At 58.8% G+C, this 16,564-nt stretch carries 16 protein-coding genes; 5 read left to right on the top strand and 11 right to left on the bottom strand.

Features of this window, described 5'->3' with window-relative positions; translation table 11 throughout:
* Positions 1–3: 3 nt before the first annotated feature.
* Both AC2FD8_RS08250 and gpmI read right to left on the bottom strand, forming a co-directional pair.
* Positions 4–1,134 (bottom strand): murein hydrolase activator EnvC family protein, encoded by a 1,131-nt coding sequence (locus AC2FD8_RS08250; protein WP_496855022.1) that lies wholly within the window; start codon positions 1,132–1,134, stop codon positions 4–6.
* A complete protein-coding gene (gpmI, locus tag AC2FD8_RS08245; RefSeq protein ID WP_496855024.1) occupies positions 1,131–2,645 on the bottom strand; it encodes a 2,3-bisphosphoglycerate-independent phosphoglycerate mutase in 1,515 nt (504 codons plus the stop codon). Before gpmI ends, AC2FD8_RS08250 begins: the two co-directional genes overlap by 4 nt.
* Positions 2,646–2,960: 315 nt before the next feature.
* Between gpmI and AC2FD8_RS08240 the strand changes: the two genes are divergently transcribed.
* On the top strand, positions 2,961–4,094 hold the full coding sequence (locus tag AC2FD8_RS08240) for a DUF819 family protein (protein ID WP_496855026.1): 1,134 nt from the start codon (positions 2,961–2,963) through the stop codon (positions 4,092–4,094).
* Positions 4,095–4,097: 3 nt separating this feature from the next.
* The gene (locus tag AC2FD8_RS08235; RefSeq protein WP_496855028.1) at positions 4,098–5,519 is read left to right on the top strand and encodes a pyridoxal phosphate-dependent decarboxylase family protein; all 1,422 of its coding nucleotides are present in this window, start codon (positions 4,098–4,100) and stop codon (positions 5,517–5,519) included.
* 440 nt (positions 5,520–5,959) lie between these two features.
* Here AC2FD8_RS08235 and nqrM read toward each other — a convergent pair whose 3' ends face one another.
* The 3 genes from nqrM to AC2FD8_RS08220 all read right to left on the bottom strand — a co-directional run bounded on the left by nqrM (position 5,960) and on the right by AC2FD8_RS08220 (position 7,489).
* Positions 5,960–6,196 (bottom strand): (Na+)-NQR maturation NqrM, encoded by a 237-nt coding sequence (gene nqrM, locus AC2FD8_RS08230; RefSeq protein WP_170377292.1) that lies wholly within the window; start codon positions 6,194–6,196, stop codon positions 5,960–5,962.
* A gap of 15 nt (positions 6,197–6,211) precedes the next feature.
* The gene (locus AC2FD8_RS08225) at positions 6,212–7,237 is read right to left on the bottom strand and encodes an FAD:protein FMN transferase (RefSeq protein WP_496855030.1); all 1,026 of its coding nucleotides are present in this window, start codon (positions 7,235–7,237) and stop codon (positions 6,212–6,214) included.
* A 66-nt stretch (positions 7,238–7,303) separates the two neighbouring features.
* Positions 7,304–7,489 (bottom strand): hypothetical protein, encoded by a 186-nt coding sequence (locus tag AC2FD8_RS08220; RefSeq protein ID WP_496855032.1) that lies wholly within the window; start codon positions 7,487–7,489, stop codon positions 7,304–7,306.
* Positions 7,490–7,600: 111 nt separating this feature from the next.
* On the opposite strand from AC2FD8_RS08220, the gene AC2FD8_RS08215 reads away from it, so the two are divergent.
* Complete coding sequence (locus AC2FD8_RS08215; protein WP_496855034.1) at positions 7,601–8,125, top strand: CBS domain-containing protein; 525 nt, start codon at positions 7,601–7,603, stop codon at positions 8,123–8,125.
* A 40-nt stretch (positions 8,126–8,165) separates the two neighbouring features.
* On the opposite strand, the gene AC2FD8_RS08210 is transcribed toward AC2FD8_RS08215, so the two are convergent.
* Entirely contained in the window at positions 8,166–8,909 is a 744-nt protein-coding gene (locus AC2FD8_RS08210; protein ID WP_496855036.1) for a metallophosphoesterase family protein, read from the bottom strand.
* A gap of 125 nt (positions 8,910–9,034) precedes the next feature.
* Between AC2FD8_RS08210 and AC2FD8_RS08205 the strand changes: the two genes are divergently transcribed.
* Both AC2FD8_RS08205 and tviB read left to right on the top strand, forming a co-directional pair.
* Entirely contained in the window at positions 9,035–10,048 is a 1,014-nt protein-coding gene (locus tag AC2FD8_RS08205) for a GDP-mannose 4,6-dehydratase (RefSeq protein ID WP_496855038.1), read from the top strand.
* A 15-nt stretch (positions 10,049–10,063) separates the two neighbouring features.
* On the top strand, positions 10,064–11,347 hold the full coding sequence (gene tviB / locus AC2FD8_RS08200) for a Vi polysaccharide biosynthesis UDP-N-acetylglucosamine C-6 dehydrogenase TviB (RefSeq protein ID WP_496855040.1): 1,284 nt from the start codon (positions 10,064–10,066) through the stop codon (positions 11,345–11,347).
* A gap of 691 nt (positions 11,348–12,038) precedes the next feature.
* Here the strand turns inward: tviB and nqrF are convergent.
* Genes nqrF through AC2FD8_RS08175 form a run of 5 tightly spaced genes read right to left on the bottom strand, consistent with a single transcriptional unit; the run spans position 12,039 to position 16,562 of the window.
* Positions 12,039–13,262, bottom strand: coding sequence for an NADH:ubiquinone reductase (Na(+)-transporting) subunit F (gene nqrF, locus AC2FD8_RS08195; protein WP_496855042.1), 1,224 nt, complete (start codon positions 13,260–13,262; stop codon positions 12,039–12,041).
* A gap of 10 nt (positions 13,263–13,272) precedes the next feature.
* Positions 13,273–13,881: an NADH:ubiquinone reductase (Na(+)-transporting) subunit E gene (gene nqrE / locus AC2FD8_RS08190; RefSeq protein WP_039526851.1), complete on the bottom strand. Its 609-nt coding sequence runs from the start codon at positions 13,879–13,881 to the stop codon at positions 13,273–13,275.
* Positions 13,881–14,534, bottom strand: a complete 654-nt coding sequence (locus AC2FD8_RS08185) for an NADH:ubiquinone reductase (Na(+)-transporting) subunit D (protein WP_496855044.1) — start codon at positions 14,532–14,534, stop codon at positions 13,881–13,883. The genes nqrE and AC2FD8_RS08185 overlap by 1 nt, the downstream gene beginning before the upstream one ends.
* Positions 14,534–15,361 (bottom strand): Na(+)-translocating NADH-quinone reductase subunit C, encoded by an 828-nt coding sequence (locus AC2FD8_RS08180; RefSeq protein WP_496855046.1) that lies wholly within the window; start codon positions 15,359–15,361, stop codon positions 14,534–14,536. The genes AC2FD8_RS08185 and AC2FD8_RS08180 overlap by 1 nt, the downstream gene beginning before the upstream one ends.
* Positions 15,354–16,562, bottom strand: coding sequence for an NADH:ubiquinone reductase (Na(+)-transporting) subunit B (locus AC2FD8_RS08175; protein ID WP_496855048.1), 1,209 nt, complete (start codon positions 16,560–16,562; stop codon positions 15,354–15,356). Before AC2FD8_RS08175 ends, AC2FD8_RS08180 begins: the two co-directional genes overlap by 8 nt.
* Positions 16,563–16,564: the final 2 nt, after the last annotated feature.

Genomic DNA, 16,564 nt, shown 5'->3' with positions numbered 1-16,564 from the left:
CGTTTATCCATCCTTGCTGGTCCGAAACCACGACTCGGGGTCCACGGGGCTGTTATCTTCTCTTACCTCTATATAGAGCGTTTCTGACCGATCAGTTCCAGTGCCATCACCACGAGTTGACAATATAGCGCCGATTTCCGGCGTTTCACCGGGCATTAACCCGACCGGAGTGCCCTCGGGTATCACCTGACCTATGTCTCCGTAGACTTCCTGCAAGCCCGAAAAGACAAATAGAAGGCCGGGCTGAGGCTCAAGAATGATCAAATTTCCCAGATCCAGAAGCGGCCCCCGATAGCGAATTGTGGCCGCTGTGGGCGTTGTCACCAAGGCACGCGGACGCGCACCCAGAACCAAACCCGGCCGCGTTACGCCCGCTGCGTCTGTTTCCCCGGCGCGGTGCAGCAGGACACCCTGTACCGGCAGAGGCACATCGCCCTTGCGGCTTTGAATAGAGTCGTCGCTTTGCGCGATCTCGCCTTCCGATATTTCGGACAGGCCTGTTGCAAACCCATCCAGTGTTTCGGTCGAAGAGATCAGGATCGCCGTTTTGATCGGGTCCTCGACAAAGCGCTGCGGCAACCCGGTGCGATCCGCGATGGCCTCGCTCAGGCCGGTGCGGGCGGACTGCACCCCGGTCAGACCTTCTGTCAGGGTTTCCGCTGCATCCTGCTGCAACAAGCGCAGGGTTTGAACCTCTTGCAAGTCCTGCGCCAAAGCCTGCGCTTTGGCATTCAGGCCCGGTGTCACTTCGGACAGCATCATCCCGGCCCGCGCAGCCCCCAAGGGGCCCGAAGGGTGCAACATCAGCACCGGCGGCGTGGTTGTTTCAATGGTCTGCAATACGCCGAGCAACTGCGCTACGTCTTGTTCGCGCGCGCGCAGTTCGGCAGATAGCTGCGCCTCGCGCGTGGCGGCCATGCGCAATCCGTCCCGCATGGCGGACAGCCCAGCCTCGTAGGCTTGGATCGTCTCGGTCAGCGCGCGCACCCGGTCGCGTGCGCTTTCAGCCTCCGACAGCGAGATTGACGCTTGTTCCAACATCTCGGCCGCCGCCAGCGCCGCCTGAGACGGCGTGTTCTGCGCCAGCGCCGGGCCACACAGGACCACCGCCAAGGCTGCGGCCAGACCCTTCATGACAGCAGGCTTTCCCCAGTCATTTCAGGCGGTTTGGGCAGGTTCATCAGTGCCAGCAAAGTGGGCGCAAGGTCCGACAGTCGCCCGGTGCGGAGCGTCGCCCCCTCAGGCCCGCCAATCAAAGCCACCGGCACCGGATTCAGCGTATGTGCGGTGTGTGGGCCTCCGGTCTCCGGGTCCACCATCATTTCGCAATTGCCGTGATCAGCGGTGACGATCATCGCACCCCCGGCCTTTTCCAGCGCAGCAACGACGCGGGCCAGACCTTGATCCACGGCCTCGCAGGCTTTGATTGCGGCGCTCAGATCTCCGGTATGGCCGACCATATCGGGGTTGGCATAGTTGGTTACGATCAGATCATAGCCCGCCTCAATGGCCTCAACGAATTTGTCCGTCACCTCGGCCGAGGACATCTCGGGCTGAAGATCATAGGTAGCGACCTTGGGCGATTTGGGCATGAAGCGATTTTCGCCAGCTTCGGGGACCTCTTTGCCGCCGTTCAGGAAGAAGGTGACATGGGGGTATTTCTCGGTTTCGGCCAGACGGAACTGGCGCAATCCCTGCTTGGCCACCCACTCGCCCAGAGTGTTCACGATGGCCCGTTTTGGGAACACCGTCGTCATATAGGCGTTGTGGCCGTCGGAGTATTCGACCATGCCCAACAAGGCGGATAGAACCGGGCGCGCGCCGGTGTCGAAATCGTCAAAGCCCGGCTCGGCAATCGCGCGCAGGATTTCCCGCGCACGGTCGGCGCGGAAATTCAGGCAGAGGAACCCGTCACCATCTTTGACGCCATCATAGCCTTCCAGCACGGTCGGCACGATGAACTCATCCGTCTCGGATTGGGTATAGGCTTGATCAACCGCCCCATGCGCCGAGGTACCGGCACGGCCCTGACCTTTGATCATGGCGTTGTAGGCTTGGCTGACACGCTCCCACCGGTTGTCGCGGTCCATGGCAAAGTAGCGCCCGCAAACGGTGACGATACGCGCGCCTTCGGGCAGACGTTTCTCAAGCTCGGAGATGTAGGTGAAAGCCGATTTCGGAGCGACATCGCGCCCATCGGTCACTGCGTGCAGAGCAACCGGAACGCCCGCATCCGTGATCGCTTTGGCCGCCGCAACGATGTGGTTCACATGCCCATGGACACCGCCATCCGAGGCCAGCCCCATCAGATGCGCCGTTCCGCCCGTGGCTTTCACCTTAGCAATGAACGCCTGCAGCGCGTCGTTTTCAAAGAACGAGCCATCCTCGATCGCCAGATCAATCTGGCCCAGATCCATCGCCACCACGCGTCCTGCACCGATATTGGTGTGCCCAACCTCGGAATTGCCCATCTGCCCACTGGGCAAACCCACATCCGGGCCATGCGTAATCAGCGTGGCATGCGGGCCCTGCATGACCGCGTCGAAGGTCGGTGTATTGGCCAGATACGGCGCGTTGGCCTGAGTGTCTTCGGACAATCCCCAACCATCAAGAATGCACAGGACTACGGGTTTGGGCGTGGCCATTTTGGTCTCCGGTTACTGCTCTTGGCGAACCTTCTACCGCCTGACCGCTTTGGGGTGAACCGCCTTTGCGCCCATCGGCGCAGATTTAAAGCGTTTTGCGATTTATCAGAGGCAAAGCTATCGAAATGCGCGTTCGACCGCAGGGAGAGGCAGCGTATTTCGATTCAAGTCAAACGCAAAGCGATCTAATCGTTTCTAAAACCGGCCCCGACACCCGGATTTCCTTACCCCAACGAGGCGTGAACCCTACGTCAAACCACCTTGTGCCGACCGCGACGGGCCGCCTAGTCTCACCTTTAACGGGAGAGGGAACCTATGCAGCCAGAGATCGCAGTCTTTGCACTGATCTACCTTTTGGCGCCTGCCGTGATGATGCTGCTGGCGCGGCATTCGACTTGGGCCGAGCGGCTTGGGCCAATTGTGCTGTGCTACATGGCCGGGTTGGCGCTTGGGCTGTCCGGCCTGCAACCCGACGTGGCGGGTCAGGTCCGCGACGGAGTCATGGAGGCCAGTTTGGGACTGGCCCTGCCTTTGCTGCTGTTTGGCGTCGATCTTGGGGCGTGGCGGCGCATCGCGGGTTCGGCGCTGTTGTCGATGGCGTTGGCCGTTATCTCGGTCACGTTTGTTGCGACGGGCCTGTTCTTTGCGTTCCAGTCCGGCGGCACCGCGCAGACCGAGCAGCTGTCCGGCATGGCTGTGGGCATGTATACGGGCGGCCTCGCGAATATGGGCGCGATCAAACTGGCGCTGGATATCCCGGAAAACCGATATTTGCTTTTTGCTACCGTCGACACGGTTGTTGGTGCGGGCTACCTGCTGTTTGTTCTGACACTGGCCCCGTTGGTTTTTGCCCGCTTTCTGAAGCCGTTTTCGGAAGAACGCGACAGGCAGGTGCCCGACCCTGCTGTGGCCAACACACCGAACATGCTCCACCAAGGGATAGTGGCCTTTTTGGTTGGCACATTTTGTGTGGCCGCGGCAGTGCTTCTGACCCCGGCATTCAACTTTGCACCACCTCAGGTCATGACAGTTGTGCTTTTGACATCGCTGGGTCTGCTAGGCTCGGTCACGCCATCTTTGCGCAAGAACCGGGCCGCCCCTCATATGGGCATGTACCTGCTCTATGTGTTTTCGTTCAGCGTTGCGGCGTCGATGGATCTGGCCGCGTTGCGCGATTTGGATCTGTCCGTTCTGGGCTTTGTGCTGATCGCAACCTTCGGCAGCTTCGGCCTGCATGCCTTGCTGGCTCGCGCCGCCGGGGTCGACCGGGATACGTTCCTGATCACCTCGGTCGCAGCGGTAATGTCGCCTGCCTTTGTTCCCATGGTCGCGCGCAGCTTGCGCAACCCTGCGATCTTGATGTCGGGTATGGCAACCGGCATTCTTGGCTTTGCCATCGGGAACTATCTGGGCATTTCACTGGCGCTGCTTCTGGCCGGGAAGGGATAGGATATGGATCATCAGAAATTGCCAGAGACAGGCCGCCCCGAGGGCGACATCCTGGACCAGTTAAAATCCTTTGCCGAAAACGACCCGAATTACCGCGAGGGCCGGACGTGGAGCCTTGTGTATCATCTGGACGACGACCACGACGCGTTCACAGCCAAGGCCTATGGCGCGTTCTCTTCGGCCAACGGGTTGAACCCGGCCGCGTTCCAAAGCCTCAAACGGATGGAGACGCAGATCATCTCAACCATGGCCGGGCTACTTAAAGGCGGGCCGGAGACCTGCGGCGTGGTCACGGCGGGCGGCACCGAGAGCTGCCTGATGGCGGTCAAGACCTACCGGGACATGGCGCGCAAACAGCGCAAGGTGACACGTCCGAACATGATCCTGCCCAAGACCGCGCATGTCGCCTGGTTCAAGGCGGCAGAATATTTCGGCGTCAAGGCGCGCCTATTGCCGATGACCCCGGACTATGCCACCGATATCTCCAAGCTTGGAAGGATGATTGACGCGGGCACGGTGATGATCCTCGGGTCTGCGCCGGAATATCCGCATGGAACCATTGATCCGATCGCCGAGATGGGTGCAGTCGCGCAGTCCAAAGGCATCCCCTTGCATATCGACGCCTGCGTCGGCGGGCTGATCCTGCCCTTCATGGAGCGGAACGGCGTTGACCTGCCCGATTGGGATTTCCGGGTACCGGGGGTAACGTCCATCTCGGCCGATTTGCACAAATACGGCTATGCGGCCAAGGGGGCATCGACCATCCTCTATCGCAATCTGGACCTGTTGAAGCACCAGATGTTCGTCTGCCAGGACTGGCCCGGAGGGGTCTTTGCCTCACCTGCCTTGCTGGGCACAAGACCGGGCGGGGCCTATGCCGCCGCCTGGGCTGTGATGCAGAAACTGGGCGAGGACGGTTACTGCCGGTTGGCGAAAGACACGACCGAAGCGGTTGAGACGTTGAAGGCTGGAATAGCGGCGATAGACGGGCTGCGCATTCTGGGGAAACCGCAGGGGCCCTTGCTGGCCTATGGCTCAACCGATCCGACGCTGAACATTTATGCCGTGGCAGATCAGCTAGAGCGCGCCGGTTGGAGCATCAACCGCGTTCAGAATCCCGACGGCATCCATTGCATGGTCACTGCCAAACACCGGCATGTCACCGATGAATACCTGGCCGATCTCGCGCAGGCCGTTGCGACCGTTCGCGCCAACCCCGACCTCGCCAAAACCGGAGGGGCAGCGACCTATGGCATGATGGCCCATGTCCCGCTACGCGGCCTGGTGAAATCCAAGGTATTGGATGTGTTTGCCGAGATGTACCGGGCCGGTGGCGGTGATTTACATCTGGAAGATGGCAAAGCGCCAAACCTGCTGGAACGCGGCATGGCCCGATATGTGCAATGGAAAGCCCGGCGCAGCTAGCGCTTTTGCAATTCGACTAAAGCGTTTCGGGTTCTACCTGAATCGCCAAGTGACACGAATGTCCCGAGAACGCTGAAAGCGTGGCAGGGTATTCGTGTCACAGCTTTCACCCGAAAAGCTATAGCAAGATCGGCATCGCCCGATGATGCGGGCAAAGCCGGAACTGCGTTGGCCCTACAGATAGCGCAGGCATGGTTTGGCTTTGCGGTAGCGATATTTACAGCGTCGGAGGAGCGCTTCAGGAACCATCCAGACAGAACATTGCCATCGGCACCCATCCCGGAAACTGCGACGTCATGCCGGGGGCTGTCGCTCTCATAGTCTTTGTCGCGCAGGTGGTCGAACAGGATAAACGGATTTTTCCTGATTTTGGCCACATGCGCCTTTGGTCTGGTCCAGATCCTATCTGGCCAATTCCCGGCAAGCGGTGCAAATGCCAATTAGGCCTGACGCTCCATCTGCTCCAGCATCTTCTTGGCGCGTTTGCATTGCAGCTGATCCCGCAGAGGGCTGTCGGGGTCGATGTCCTTTTGGCAGACCACGCATTTATCCGCGCCCGAGATCGCGTTCAGACCGCCACAGCTGCCTTTGATGGTCTTACCCATCAACATCACGCCCAGCGACATGCCGACCATGACCAGAGACAGAAGAATAAAGGCCAGAATGAAGGTGCTCATCTCGGTTCCTACCAATCAGTTGGTGCCCAGGGCGTCTTTGAACGCGTTGCTGTGCGTGGTTATATAGGCATCATCGCCGCCTGTCACATCCCGCGAGATGAAATACACGGCAAGTTTATGCTCTTCAGCCAACTTCATACCCTCTTCCTGACCCAACGCCAGCAGGGCAGTTGCCCAGGCATCCGCCATCATGGCATTTTCCGCCAGAACCGTGACCGAGGTCGTCCGGTGCGTGATCGGACGCCCGGTTGTGGGGTCGATGATATGCGAATAGCGCACGCCGTCCTGTTCGAAGTAATTCTTGTAGTCGCCCGAGCTGGCCATGCCGCGATCGTCCAGCGACACGATCAACTGCAGGCTCTGCGACCCGGCCTGAGGTTTTTCGATCCCGATCTGCCACGCCTCGCCCTTGTCATTCTGGCCTTTCGAGACCAGATCGCCGCCGATCTCGACCAGATAGTTTTCGACGCCTGCGTCCCGCAGGGTCTCGGCGACGGCGTCAATGCCATAGCCTTTGGCGATGGCCGACAGGTTGATCCCTACGCCGGGCTCGGATTTCGCCAACGTACCCGCCGCAGCGTCCAGCGTCAAAAGCCGCTGTTGCCCAACGCCTGCCAAAGCGGCCTCGATCTCAGCATCCGACGGCACAGGGTCTTCGGGCTTGCGTGGGCCAAAGCCCCACAGCTCGATCAACGGGCCGAGGGTGACGTCAAAGGCCCCGCCGGTTTTGTCGTGAACGTCATTTGCGGCAGCCAGAACCAGCGTGAATTCTTCGGATATTGCAACAGGATCGGTGCTGGCGGACGCCGAAAAGGTCGACACCTCGGAGTTCGGGTCCCAGTTGGACATCTTTGCGTTGACCGCAGCCAGAGTCTCTTCGACCGATGCAGCCAGCGCGGTTTCGTCCAGATCCTCGCCAATGGCGGTGACATTGAAGGTCGTGCCCATCGTCTCACCCGACAGACGCACCACATCGGGTTCCTTGTCGAACAGGCAGCCAGTCAGAAGGGTGGCAAGGGCCAGCGCAGGCAATAGACGCATGGATCGGTCTCCGGGAAAAGCAGTGCCCGGCATATGCCAGCCACCCCAGTCAGAGTCAAACTGGCATCACATTTTCAGCGGCAAAAAGCCCAACATCAAAAGGCCGATCCCGGCCGGAAGCCCGAACAGCCACGCCCGCTTCTGCCACCCATCCGGCTGCTGTTTCCACAGCATGCGGAAATTATGGCCGCAGACCACCACGACAAAGAAAATCAGCACGGCAATTGGCGGTGTCAGATAGATGTCACTCACAGGTTTGGCCTCCGGGTTTTCGCCAATCCGGGCATTTGCACCCTATACAGGCCATTTAGCTGCGCTAAGGTAAAAGGGAAAGACTCTGCAAGAACCAAAAGGAGATTGCCAATGGCCCCAACCTCATACCAGGCCCCCACACGCGGCGACAAACAGGACAAGTCCACCTACAGCCAGTCGACAGGATCGAACCTGTCGCAGTCGCAGACGACCGTGGCGAAACTGCTTGAGGGGAAAGGCGACGCGGTGTTCTCGGTCCGTCCGACCGAGACAATTCACGCGGTGGTCAATATCCTCAAGGAAAAACATATCGGTGCCGTTCTGGTCACCGATCAGAACGGAGCGCTGCAAGGCATTCTGTCCGAGCGTGACATCGTGCGCCGTATGGCTGATACCCCGGGCCAGACCCTGCCGCAATCGGTCGAAGACCTGATGACCTCTGAGGTAAAGGCCTGCGCGCCTGACGACACGCTGAATGCGGTTCTGAAAACCATGACCGAGGGCCGGTTCCGCCACATGCCAGTTGTCCGCGATGGCCTGTTGTGCGGTATGATCACCATCGGTGACGTCGTGAATTTCCGTCTGAAAGAGCTGGAATACGAAGCGCTGCGCATGAAGCAGATGATCGTAGGCTAAGGCACAACGGCTCGCGGTTTTACGCCTCGGGCCAGACGACCTAGGCTGTTGCCGTGAATGTGACCCCTCCGGGGTACAGCTCGGCAGCGGTCAGGCAGTTGGTGGCGAAAGCGCCGGTGTCGATCGAAATCACCCCGTCTCGGACGTGGGCCTTGTCGACGATCGTGTGCCCATGCACCACCCATTGACCATCCCGGCGCGGCTGCTGTCGGAACTTGGGGTGGCCCCAAAGACAGGTTTTCCGGTCCTGTTTTGCCGGTGATGTCCGAGGCTCCAGAGCGGCATGAACGACCGAGACATTGCCGCTGGTCCATATCAACGGGCACTCAGTCAGCCAATCCACAAGCTCTTGCCCCATTGCCCGGTGCAAACGGTCTGCCAGATCGCCCTTGTCGGCGTCGATATCCTTTATGCCAAAGGACGCAAGCGTCTGGGCGCCCCCGTTGTTCATCCACATCGGGCCAATGCCGAACGGGTCTTGCAAAAAGCGCAACAACATTTCTTCATGATTGCCCAGCAGACAGGTCACACGCCCGTTTGAGGTCAAACTCAGGTGTTTCAACTGCCGCAATACCTGCGCGCTATAGTCGCCCCGGTCGACATAGTCACCAACAAACACCCAGGGCAGGCCCTCATCAAGCTTCGGCAGCAGGGCTTGTAACAGGTCCAGGCGTCCGTGGATATCTCCGACCACCACGAAACGCGCCTCGGGCCTGATGCCCGACACATTCGCGCCGCGCATCCCGCCCGGCCCAAGTAGTCCTTTGATCCAGCCCGTCACCATGCAGAGACCTCTACTCTGACAGGCTGCGGTGGACAATCGGCAATCCGTCCGGAAACGGGCGGTTGACCAATGCGCGCGCAACCTTGATAGACATTGCAGACGGGTCGCCGAAGCGTGAGGGATGTATGAAGCGGGTTTTGATCACGGGCACGGCCGGATTTATCGGCTTTCATCTGGCGAGGCTGTTGCTGTCCGAAGGGTTCCGTGTGCATGGCTATGACGGGATGACTGACTACTACGACGTCACCCTCAAGCAGCGCCGCCACCAGATGTTGCTGCAAAATCCCGGCTTTACCACCACCGAGGACATGCTGGAAAACCATGAACGGCTGATGCAGGTCGCGGATGAGTTTCAGCCCGAGGTGATCATCCACCTCGCCGCACAGGCCGGTGTCCGCTACAGCCTGGAAGAGCCGCGCAGCTACATCAACTCAAACGTCGTCGGCACCTTCAACGTGATGGAGGTCGCGCGCCTGCACAAGGTTCAGCATCTTCTGATGGCTTCGACCTCTTCGGTTTATGGCGCCAATGAAGACATGCCCTTTACCGAGGTCGAAAAGGCCGACACCCAGCTGACGATCTACGCGGCCACCAAGAAGGCCAATGAGGCAATGGCCCACTCCTATGCCCATCTTTGGGACCTGCCGACCACCATGTTCCGGTTCTTCACGGTCTATGGCACCTGGGGACGGCCCGATCTGGCGCTGTACAAGTTCGTCGACGCGATCCTCGAAGATCGGCCGATCGACATCTACAACCACGGCGACATGTATCGCGACTTCACCAATGTCGAGGATCTGGTGCGCGGTATTCGTCTGCTGGTCGACGTGCCTCCGGTGCGGCCCGCCAGCGCGGATGAGGTCGAGGACGGCGACAGCCTGTCCCCCGTCGCGCCGTACCGCGTCGTCAATATCGGCAATGGTGACAAGGTGCGTCTGATGGATTTCATCGAGGCCATCGAAGCCGCGATCGGAAAAGAGGCCATCCGCAATTACATGCCCATGCAAATGGGCGACGTCCCCGCCACCTGGGCCAATACCGATCTGTTACAACGCCTGACGGGATACCGCCCAGAAACCAATTTCAAAGACGGGATCGCGCAGTTTGTCGCGTGGTTCCGCGACTATCACGGCAAGTAAAGGGCCAAGACCGGAATGCTGGAAACCAATCCTGATGTCCGCAAAATCGCCGTGATTGGGTTGGGCTATGTCGGCCTGCCGCTGGCGGTCGCTTTTGGAAAAATCGGCCCCGTGGTCGGGTTTGATATCAACGCCGCACGTATCGATGCCTTGTGCAATGGCCAGGACACAACGCAGGAGGTGGAACCCGAAGACCTGACCGCTGCGACGGGTCTGAGTTTCACCACGCGGGCGTCCGACCTCGCGGCTTGCGACACCTTCATTGTCACAGTGCCCACCCCGATCACTGCTGGCAAACAACCTGATTTGTCGCCTCTACTCGCGGCCTCGGAAACCGTGGGAATGGTGCTGAAACCCGGTGATCTGGTGATCTACGAATCCACAGTCTACCCCGGCGCGACTGAGGAAGATTGTGTACCGGTGCTGGAACGCACTTCGGGCCTGAGTTTCAACAGCGATTTCTTTGCCGGTTACAGCCCCGAACGGATCAATCCGGGCGACAAGACCCATCGGATCGCGGATATCTGCAAGGTGACCTCGGGCTCAACCCCTCAAGTCGCCGATCTGGTCGATGCGCTCTATGCGCGGATCATCACGGCTGGAACGCACAAAGCTGAAAGCATCCGCGTGGCCGAGGCCGCGAAGGTGATCGAAAACACCCAACGCGACCTCAACATCGCGCTGGTGAATGAATTGGCGATGATCTTTGGACGGATGGAGATCGACACCGAGGCCGTTTTGCGTGCCGCTGGAACCAAATGGAACTTCCTGCCGTTCCGCCCCGGTCTGGTCGGTGGCCACTGCATCGGCGTTGATCCGTACTACCTGACCCACAAGGCCGAGGCCGTGGGCCATCACCCCCAGATCATTCTGGCGGGGCGTCGTCTGAACGACGGGATGGGCGGCTATGTCGTCTCACAATTGGTCAAGCGGATGACGCGCGATGGTATCAACGTGGGCGCCGCGCGTGTTCTGGTGATGGGCCTCACCTTCAAAGAAAACTGCCCGGACCTGCGCAATACCCGCGTGATCGACATAGTGGAGGAACTCAAAAGTTATGGGGTGAGCGTTGATGTACATGACCCCCATGCCGATCCGACAGCTGCGAAAGCGGAATATGGTTTCACTTTGATCGATGAACCACAGGACGGGACTTATGACGCGGTCATCCTGGCCGTCGCGCATCAGGAATACCGTGCACTGGACCCCACGCAGGTCAGGGCGTTCGGCAAATCCAACAGCGTGATCTTTGACGTCAAATCATGCCTGCCCCGCGATGCCAGCGACCTGAGGCTCTAGTCTGAGAAATCCCGGTCTTCCGCTCGCCAGGCTGGTCTGGGGTCTTGGATACTGCGCCTTGCCTGACCGTTCAACTCAGTCCAGACATAAACGCGCTGATTGTTCTCATGCTCGACCTGAACACTGTTGAAGCGCTTTATCTTGCGCAGACTGTCCCAGATAAACAGTAAACCCGCGAACGGGCAAAGTGAAAAGAGCACTTTGAAGGTCGTGGTAAGTTGCAGAAATTCCGGATCACCCCCAAAGAAAAAAGAGCGGTCCACACAATACTGAACGTCAGGGTGTACATTGCGTCCTCGTGCCCATTGCGCGCTTACTTTCGCGCCCCTTCAACCATCCTTGCTGAACCTGTCTTTTTCATGACACCGGTTTGAATGCCAGGCCCGGGCGAAATCCACGGCCCTCCAAGATACGCCCGTGAACAAAGCCCCGTTCGAGCCAATGAAAAAGGAGAGCCTTCTTAAACACCATATTTTCTTGTGGCCCTGCCGCTATGCATTCCACCCGTCCGCAGCAAAGAAATTAAGACTATGGAGGATCTCGCGGCGGGCAGATTGATGAAACAGAGCCCGCGAACTGGCTGGGCTCTGATTTAAGTAGTCCGACAACTCTCACGCACCATGCGCCAAAGAAAAAGCCCCGCTATTGCCAGCGGGGCTCTTATCGGTAATGCCAGTGCGTGCTTCAGCGCTTATCCGCCGAAATCGTCAAGCATGATGTCTTCGCGATCTACGCCCAAATCCAGCAGCATGTTGATGACCGACTGGTTCATGATTGGAGGACCACACATGTAGAATTCGCAATCCTCGGGCGCGGGGTGGTTCTTGAGGTATTCTTCGAACAGTACGTTGTGGATGAAGCCGGTATAGCCTTTCCAATCGTCCTCGGGCTGTGCGTCCGACAAGGCCACGTGCCAGTCGAAATTGTCGAACTCTTTGGCAAGAGTGTCGAAATCCTCGACAAAGAACATCTCTTTCTTCGACCGCGCACCGTACCAGAAGCTGATCTTGCGATCGCGGTTTTCCAGGCGCTTGAGCTGGTCGAAGATGTGGCTGCGCATGGGGGCCATGCCCGCGCCACCGCCGATGAACACCATCTCTTTTTGAGTGTCGCGGGCGAAAAACTCACCAAACGGACCCGAGATTGTGACCTTGTCACCCGGCTTGAGATTGAAGATGTAAGACGACATCTGACCCGCAGGGATACCTTCGGACCCCGGAGGGGGCGAAGCAACCCGGACGTTCAGCATGATCATGCCCTTTTCATCCGGATAGTTGGCCATCGAATAGGCTCGTTCGATCGGCTCGTTCACGACGGACTCGTATTGCCACAGATTGAAGCGATCCCAGTCCTCGCGATATTCTTCTTCCACGTCGAAATCGGTGTATTTCAACTGGTGCGCAGGAGCTTCGATCTGGATGTAACCACCAGCGCGGAAATTCACGTCCTCGCCTTCGGGCAGGTCCAGAGTCAGAGCCTTGATGAAGGTCGCCACGTTCTCGTTCGAGCGGACGGTGCATTCCCATTTCTTGACGCCAAAGACCTCTTCCGGGACTTCGATATCCATATCCTGCTTGACCGCAACCTGACAGGATAGACGGTCGCCACAGGATGCCTCGCGCTTGGTGATGTGGCTTTCCTCGGTCGGCAGGATCGATCCGCCACCCGAATGCACCTTCACCCGGCACTGCGCGCAGGTACCACCACCACCACAGGCGGACGGAACGAACAGTTTCTCGGCTGCCAAGGTCTGCAGCAGTTTGCCACCGGCAGGGACCGAGATGGTTTTCTCGCCGTTGATTGTGATATTCACATCACCGGTCGAGACCAGCTTTGAACGGGCCGCCAGAATGATCGTCACCAGCGCGATGACGATCACTGTGAAAAGGGCAACGCCTAAACCGAAAGTTTCCATTTTGCCCTCCTTACAGTTTCACGCCCGAGAAGGACATGAAGGCCATCGCCATCAGACCCGCGGTGATGAAGGTGATCCCCAGCCCTTGCAGGCCGTCGGGAATATCCGAGTATTTCAGCTTTTCACGCACGCCCGCCATTGCGGTGATCGCCAGTGCCCAACCAAAGCCCGAAGACAGGCCATAGGTGGTTGCCTCGGCAAAGTTGTAATCCCGTTCCACCATGAACAGCGAGCCACCCAGGATGGCACAGTTCACCGTGATGAGCGGCAGGAAGATCCCCAGCGCGTTGTAGAGCGGCGGAAAATACTTGTCCAAAACCATCTCGAGGATTTGCACCATCGCCGCGATCACACCGATATACGAGATCAGGCCAAGGAAGGTCAGGTCCACATCCGGGAACCCGGCCCAGGCCAACGCACCCGGTTTCAGCAGGTAGTTCAGCAGCAGGTTGTTGGCAGGCACGGTGATGGCCTGCACGACCATCACCGAAATCCCAAGACCCAGCGCGGTCGAGATCTTCTTGGAGACGGCGATGAAGGTACACATCCCCAGAAAGAAGCTGAGCGCAAGGTTTTCGACAAAGATGGCCTTTACGGCCAGTGAGATCAGACCTTCCATCAGTGGGCCTCTACCTGCTGAATTTTGAATTCACGCTCTTCCACCTGGTTCGGCTTCCATGTGCGGAAGGCCCAGATGATCAGACCGATGATGAAGAACGCTGACGGGGGCAGCAGCAGCATACCGTTGGGAACGTACCAGCCGCCATTGTTGACAGTCTCCAGAATGGTGACACCAAACAGCGATCCGGCCCCGAACAGCTCACGAATGAAGCCGACCAACAGCAGGATCAAGCCATAGCCCATGCCGTTGCCCATGCCGTCGATAAAGGACGCGACGGGCGGGTTCTTCATGGCAAACGCCTCGGCGCGGCCCATCACGATACAGTTGGTGATGATCAGGCCGACGAAGACCGACAAGGTTTTCGAGATCTCGAACGCATAGGCCTTGAGGACCTGATCCACCAGGATCACCAGCGAGGCGATGATCACCATCTGCACGATGATCCGGATCGAACCGGGGATCTGGTTGCGCAGACATGAGATAAAGAAGGACGAGAACGAGGTCACAAATGTCACCGCCAACGCCATCACAAACGACACCTGCAACGACGAGGTCACCGCCAGCGCCGAACAGATGCCCAGCACCTGCAAGGTAATCGGGTTGTTGTCGACAAGCGGGTCGACCAGCATCTCTTTCTTGGTCTGGGACATCAGAGCTCTCCTGCTTGCAGTTTGGCCAGAAACGGTGCGTAACCCGCATCGCCCATCCAGAATTTCACAAGGTTATCGACACCCACCGAGGTCAGGGTCGCCCCCGCCAGCGCGTCGATATAGAAGTCGGGTCCGGCAGCCGGCTGGGACTTGGAAACCGTGATTTGCAGATCACCATTGTCGTCCCGCAGCCGCTTGCCATTCCACAGAGCCTTCCAGCGCGGGTTGTCCACCTCGGCCCCAAGGCCGGGGGTCTCACCATGCTGATAGAATTGCAGGCCGTAGATGTCGTTGCCGTTATTCTCCAATGCGATGAAGCCATAGAGTGTGGACCAAAGACCGTAGCCATGCAGCGGCAGGATCACCTTATCCAGGGCCCCTGCATCATCGCGCAGCAGATAGATCACGCGGAAGTTCGACTTGCGGCCGATGCCTGCGGGATCATCGTCCAGCGAGACGCTCAGCTCGGGGTCGCTGGCGGCGGCAATATCGTCGAACGTGGCCGGATCAAACTGATCATCGACAAACGCGCCGGTCGCCAGTTCCAGCACATGAGGCTCAAACGCGGCGAAGGCTTCGGTCACGTCGATGCCGGGCTCAAAGACGCCCGCCACCTGCAAAACGTTGACCTGTTTGTCTTTCAGGCGGTTGGTCTCCTGCACCGGGCGCAGGCTGACGGCGGCGGCGGACACGACCATCGACGCGACCAGACAGACAGCGACCGCGATGAAGATCGTCTTGCCGACGGAATCTGGCGAGGCTGCCAGAAACTTGGCAATCGCGCCCTTAGGTGCCTCATTTTGATCTGGGGATTGCGTATCAGACATGGCGACGCGCCCTCCGTTTGATGTTGGCTTGGACGACGAAGTAGTCGATCAGCGGAGCAAAGACGTTGCCGAACAGAATGGCCAGCATCATGCCTTCAGGGAAAGCCGGATTGATGACACGGATCATCACAACCATGATACCGATCAGCGCGCCATAGATGTAGCGACCCATGTTGGTGTGGCTGGCCGAAACCGGCTCGGTCACCATGAAGGCCAGACCGAAAGCGTACCCACCGATAACCACGTGCCAATACCAAGGCATCGCGAACATCGGGTTGGTGTCCGAACCGATCAGGTTCAGCAGCAGGGTAAAGCCGATCGTGCCAGCCAAGCAGCCGACGATCAGGCGGAAGTTGGCGATCCGAGTTGCCAGCAGGAAGGCCAGACCGATCATACAGGCCAGCGTCGAGGTTTCACCAAAGCTGCCCTGGATCGAGCCGAAGAACGCGTTAGCCCAGGTGATGCCATCGGCTGCCAGCGCCTGAAAGCCTTGCGCCGCGGAAACAGACAGGGCCGTCGCGCCCGAGAAGCCGTCAACCGGGGTCCAGACCGTGTCACCGGACATGCTGGCCGGATAGGCAAAGTACAGGAATGCACGACCGACCAGAGCCGGGTTCAGGAAGTTCTTACCCGTGCCGCCAAAGACTTCTTTCCCGATCACAACGCCAAAGATGATGCCCAATGCCACCTGCCACAAAGGCGCAGTCGCAGGCATGATCAGCGTGTAAAGCATTGAGGTAACGAGGAAACCCTCGTTCACTTCGTGGCCGCGCACGGTGGCAAAGATGACCTCGAAGATGCCGCCCGCGACAAGCGTCACGATATAGATCGGCAGGAAATAGGTCAGCCCGTGCATCACGTTGGCAAAGACGCTGGAGGGGTCCAGCGAGATACCAAACATCTGCAGCAGGGCAATCCGCCATCCGGTCGCCGATTCAGGCCCCAGCAGCGCAATGGCCGAGTTCGCCTGATAGCCGGTATTGTACATCCCCCACAGGATACAGGGGATCGTCGCGATCACGACGTAGGTCATGATCCGCTTCATGTCGATATACGACCGAGCATGCGGCGCGGCGGTGGTTACAGTTTTCGGAGTGTAGATAAAGCTTTCCACCATCTCGTAGATGGGGAAGTATTTCTCGTACTTGCCGCCCTTGGTAAAGTTCGGCTCGATCCGATCAAAGAAGCTGCGCAAACCCATTT

The organism is Ruegeria sp. YTSC192 (assembly GCF_059609705.1).
Note: the sequence above shows the minus strand (reverse complement) of the source record. Positions and strands in the feature narration are given on the sequence as shown.

Bases quoted from the DNA above. Each gene is read 5' to 3' on its own strand.
- AC2FD8_RS08250 (WP_496855022.1), bottom strand. From the start codon at position 1,134: ATGAAGGGTCTGGCCGCAGCCTTGGCGGTGGTCCTGTGTGGCCCGGCG.
- gpmI (WP_496855024.1), bottom strand. From the start codon at position 2,645: ATGGCCACGCCCAAACCCGTAGTCCTGTGCATTCTTGATGGTTGGGGA.
- AC2FD8_RS08240 (WP_496855026.1), top strand. From the start codon at position 2,961: ATGCAGCCAGAGATCGCAGTCTTTGCACTGATCTACCTTTTGGCGCCT.
- AC2FD8_RS08235 (WP_496855028.1), top strand. From the start codon at position 4,098: ATGGATCATCAGAAATTGCCAGAGACAGGCCGCCCCGAGGGCGACATC.
- nqrM (WP_170377292.1), bottom strand. From the start codon at position 6,196: ATGAGCACCTTCATTCTGGCCTTTATTCTTCTGTCTCTGGTCATGGTC.
- AC2FD8_RS08225 (WP_496855030.1), bottom strand. From the start codon at position 7,237: ATGCGTCTATTGCCTGCGCTGGCCCTTGCCACCCTTCTGACTGGCTGC.
- AC2FD8_RS08215 (WP_496855034.1), top strand. From the start codon at position 7,601: ATGGCCCCAACCTCATACCAGGCCCCCACACGCGGCGACAAACAGGAC.
- AC2FD8_RS08210 (WP_496855036.1), bottom strand. From the start codon at position 8,909: ATGGTGACGGGCTGGATCAAAGGACTACTTGGGCCGGGCGGGATGCGC.
- AC2FD8_RS08205 (WP_496855038.1), top strand. From the start codon at position 9,035: ATGAAGCGGGTTTTGATCACGGGCACGGCCGGATTTATCGGCTTTCAT.
- tviB (WP_496855040.1), top strand. From the start codon at position 10,064: ATGCTGGAAACCAATCCTGATGTCCGCAAAATCGCCGTGATTGGGTTG.
- nqrF (WP_496855042.1), bottom strand. From the start codon at position 13,262: ATGGAAACTTTCGGTTTAGGCGTTGCCCTTTTCACAGTGATCGTCATC.
- nqrE (WP_039526851.1), bottom strand. From the start codon at position 13,881: ATGGAAGGTCTGATCTCACTGGCCGTAAAGGCCATCTTTGTCGAAAAC.
- AC2FD8_RS08185 (WP_496855044.1), bottom strand. From the start codon at position 14,534: ATGTCCCAGACCAAGAAAGAGATGCTGGTCGACCCGCTTGTCGACAAC.
- AC2FD8_RS08180 (WP_496855046.1), bottom strand. From the start codon at position 15,361: ATGTCTGATACGCAATCCCCAGATCAAAATGAGGCACCTAAGGGCGCG.
- AC2FD8_RS08175 (WP_496855048.1), bottom strand. From the start codon at position 16,562: ATGGGTTTGCGCAGCTTCTTTGATCGGATCGAGCCGAACTTTACCAAG.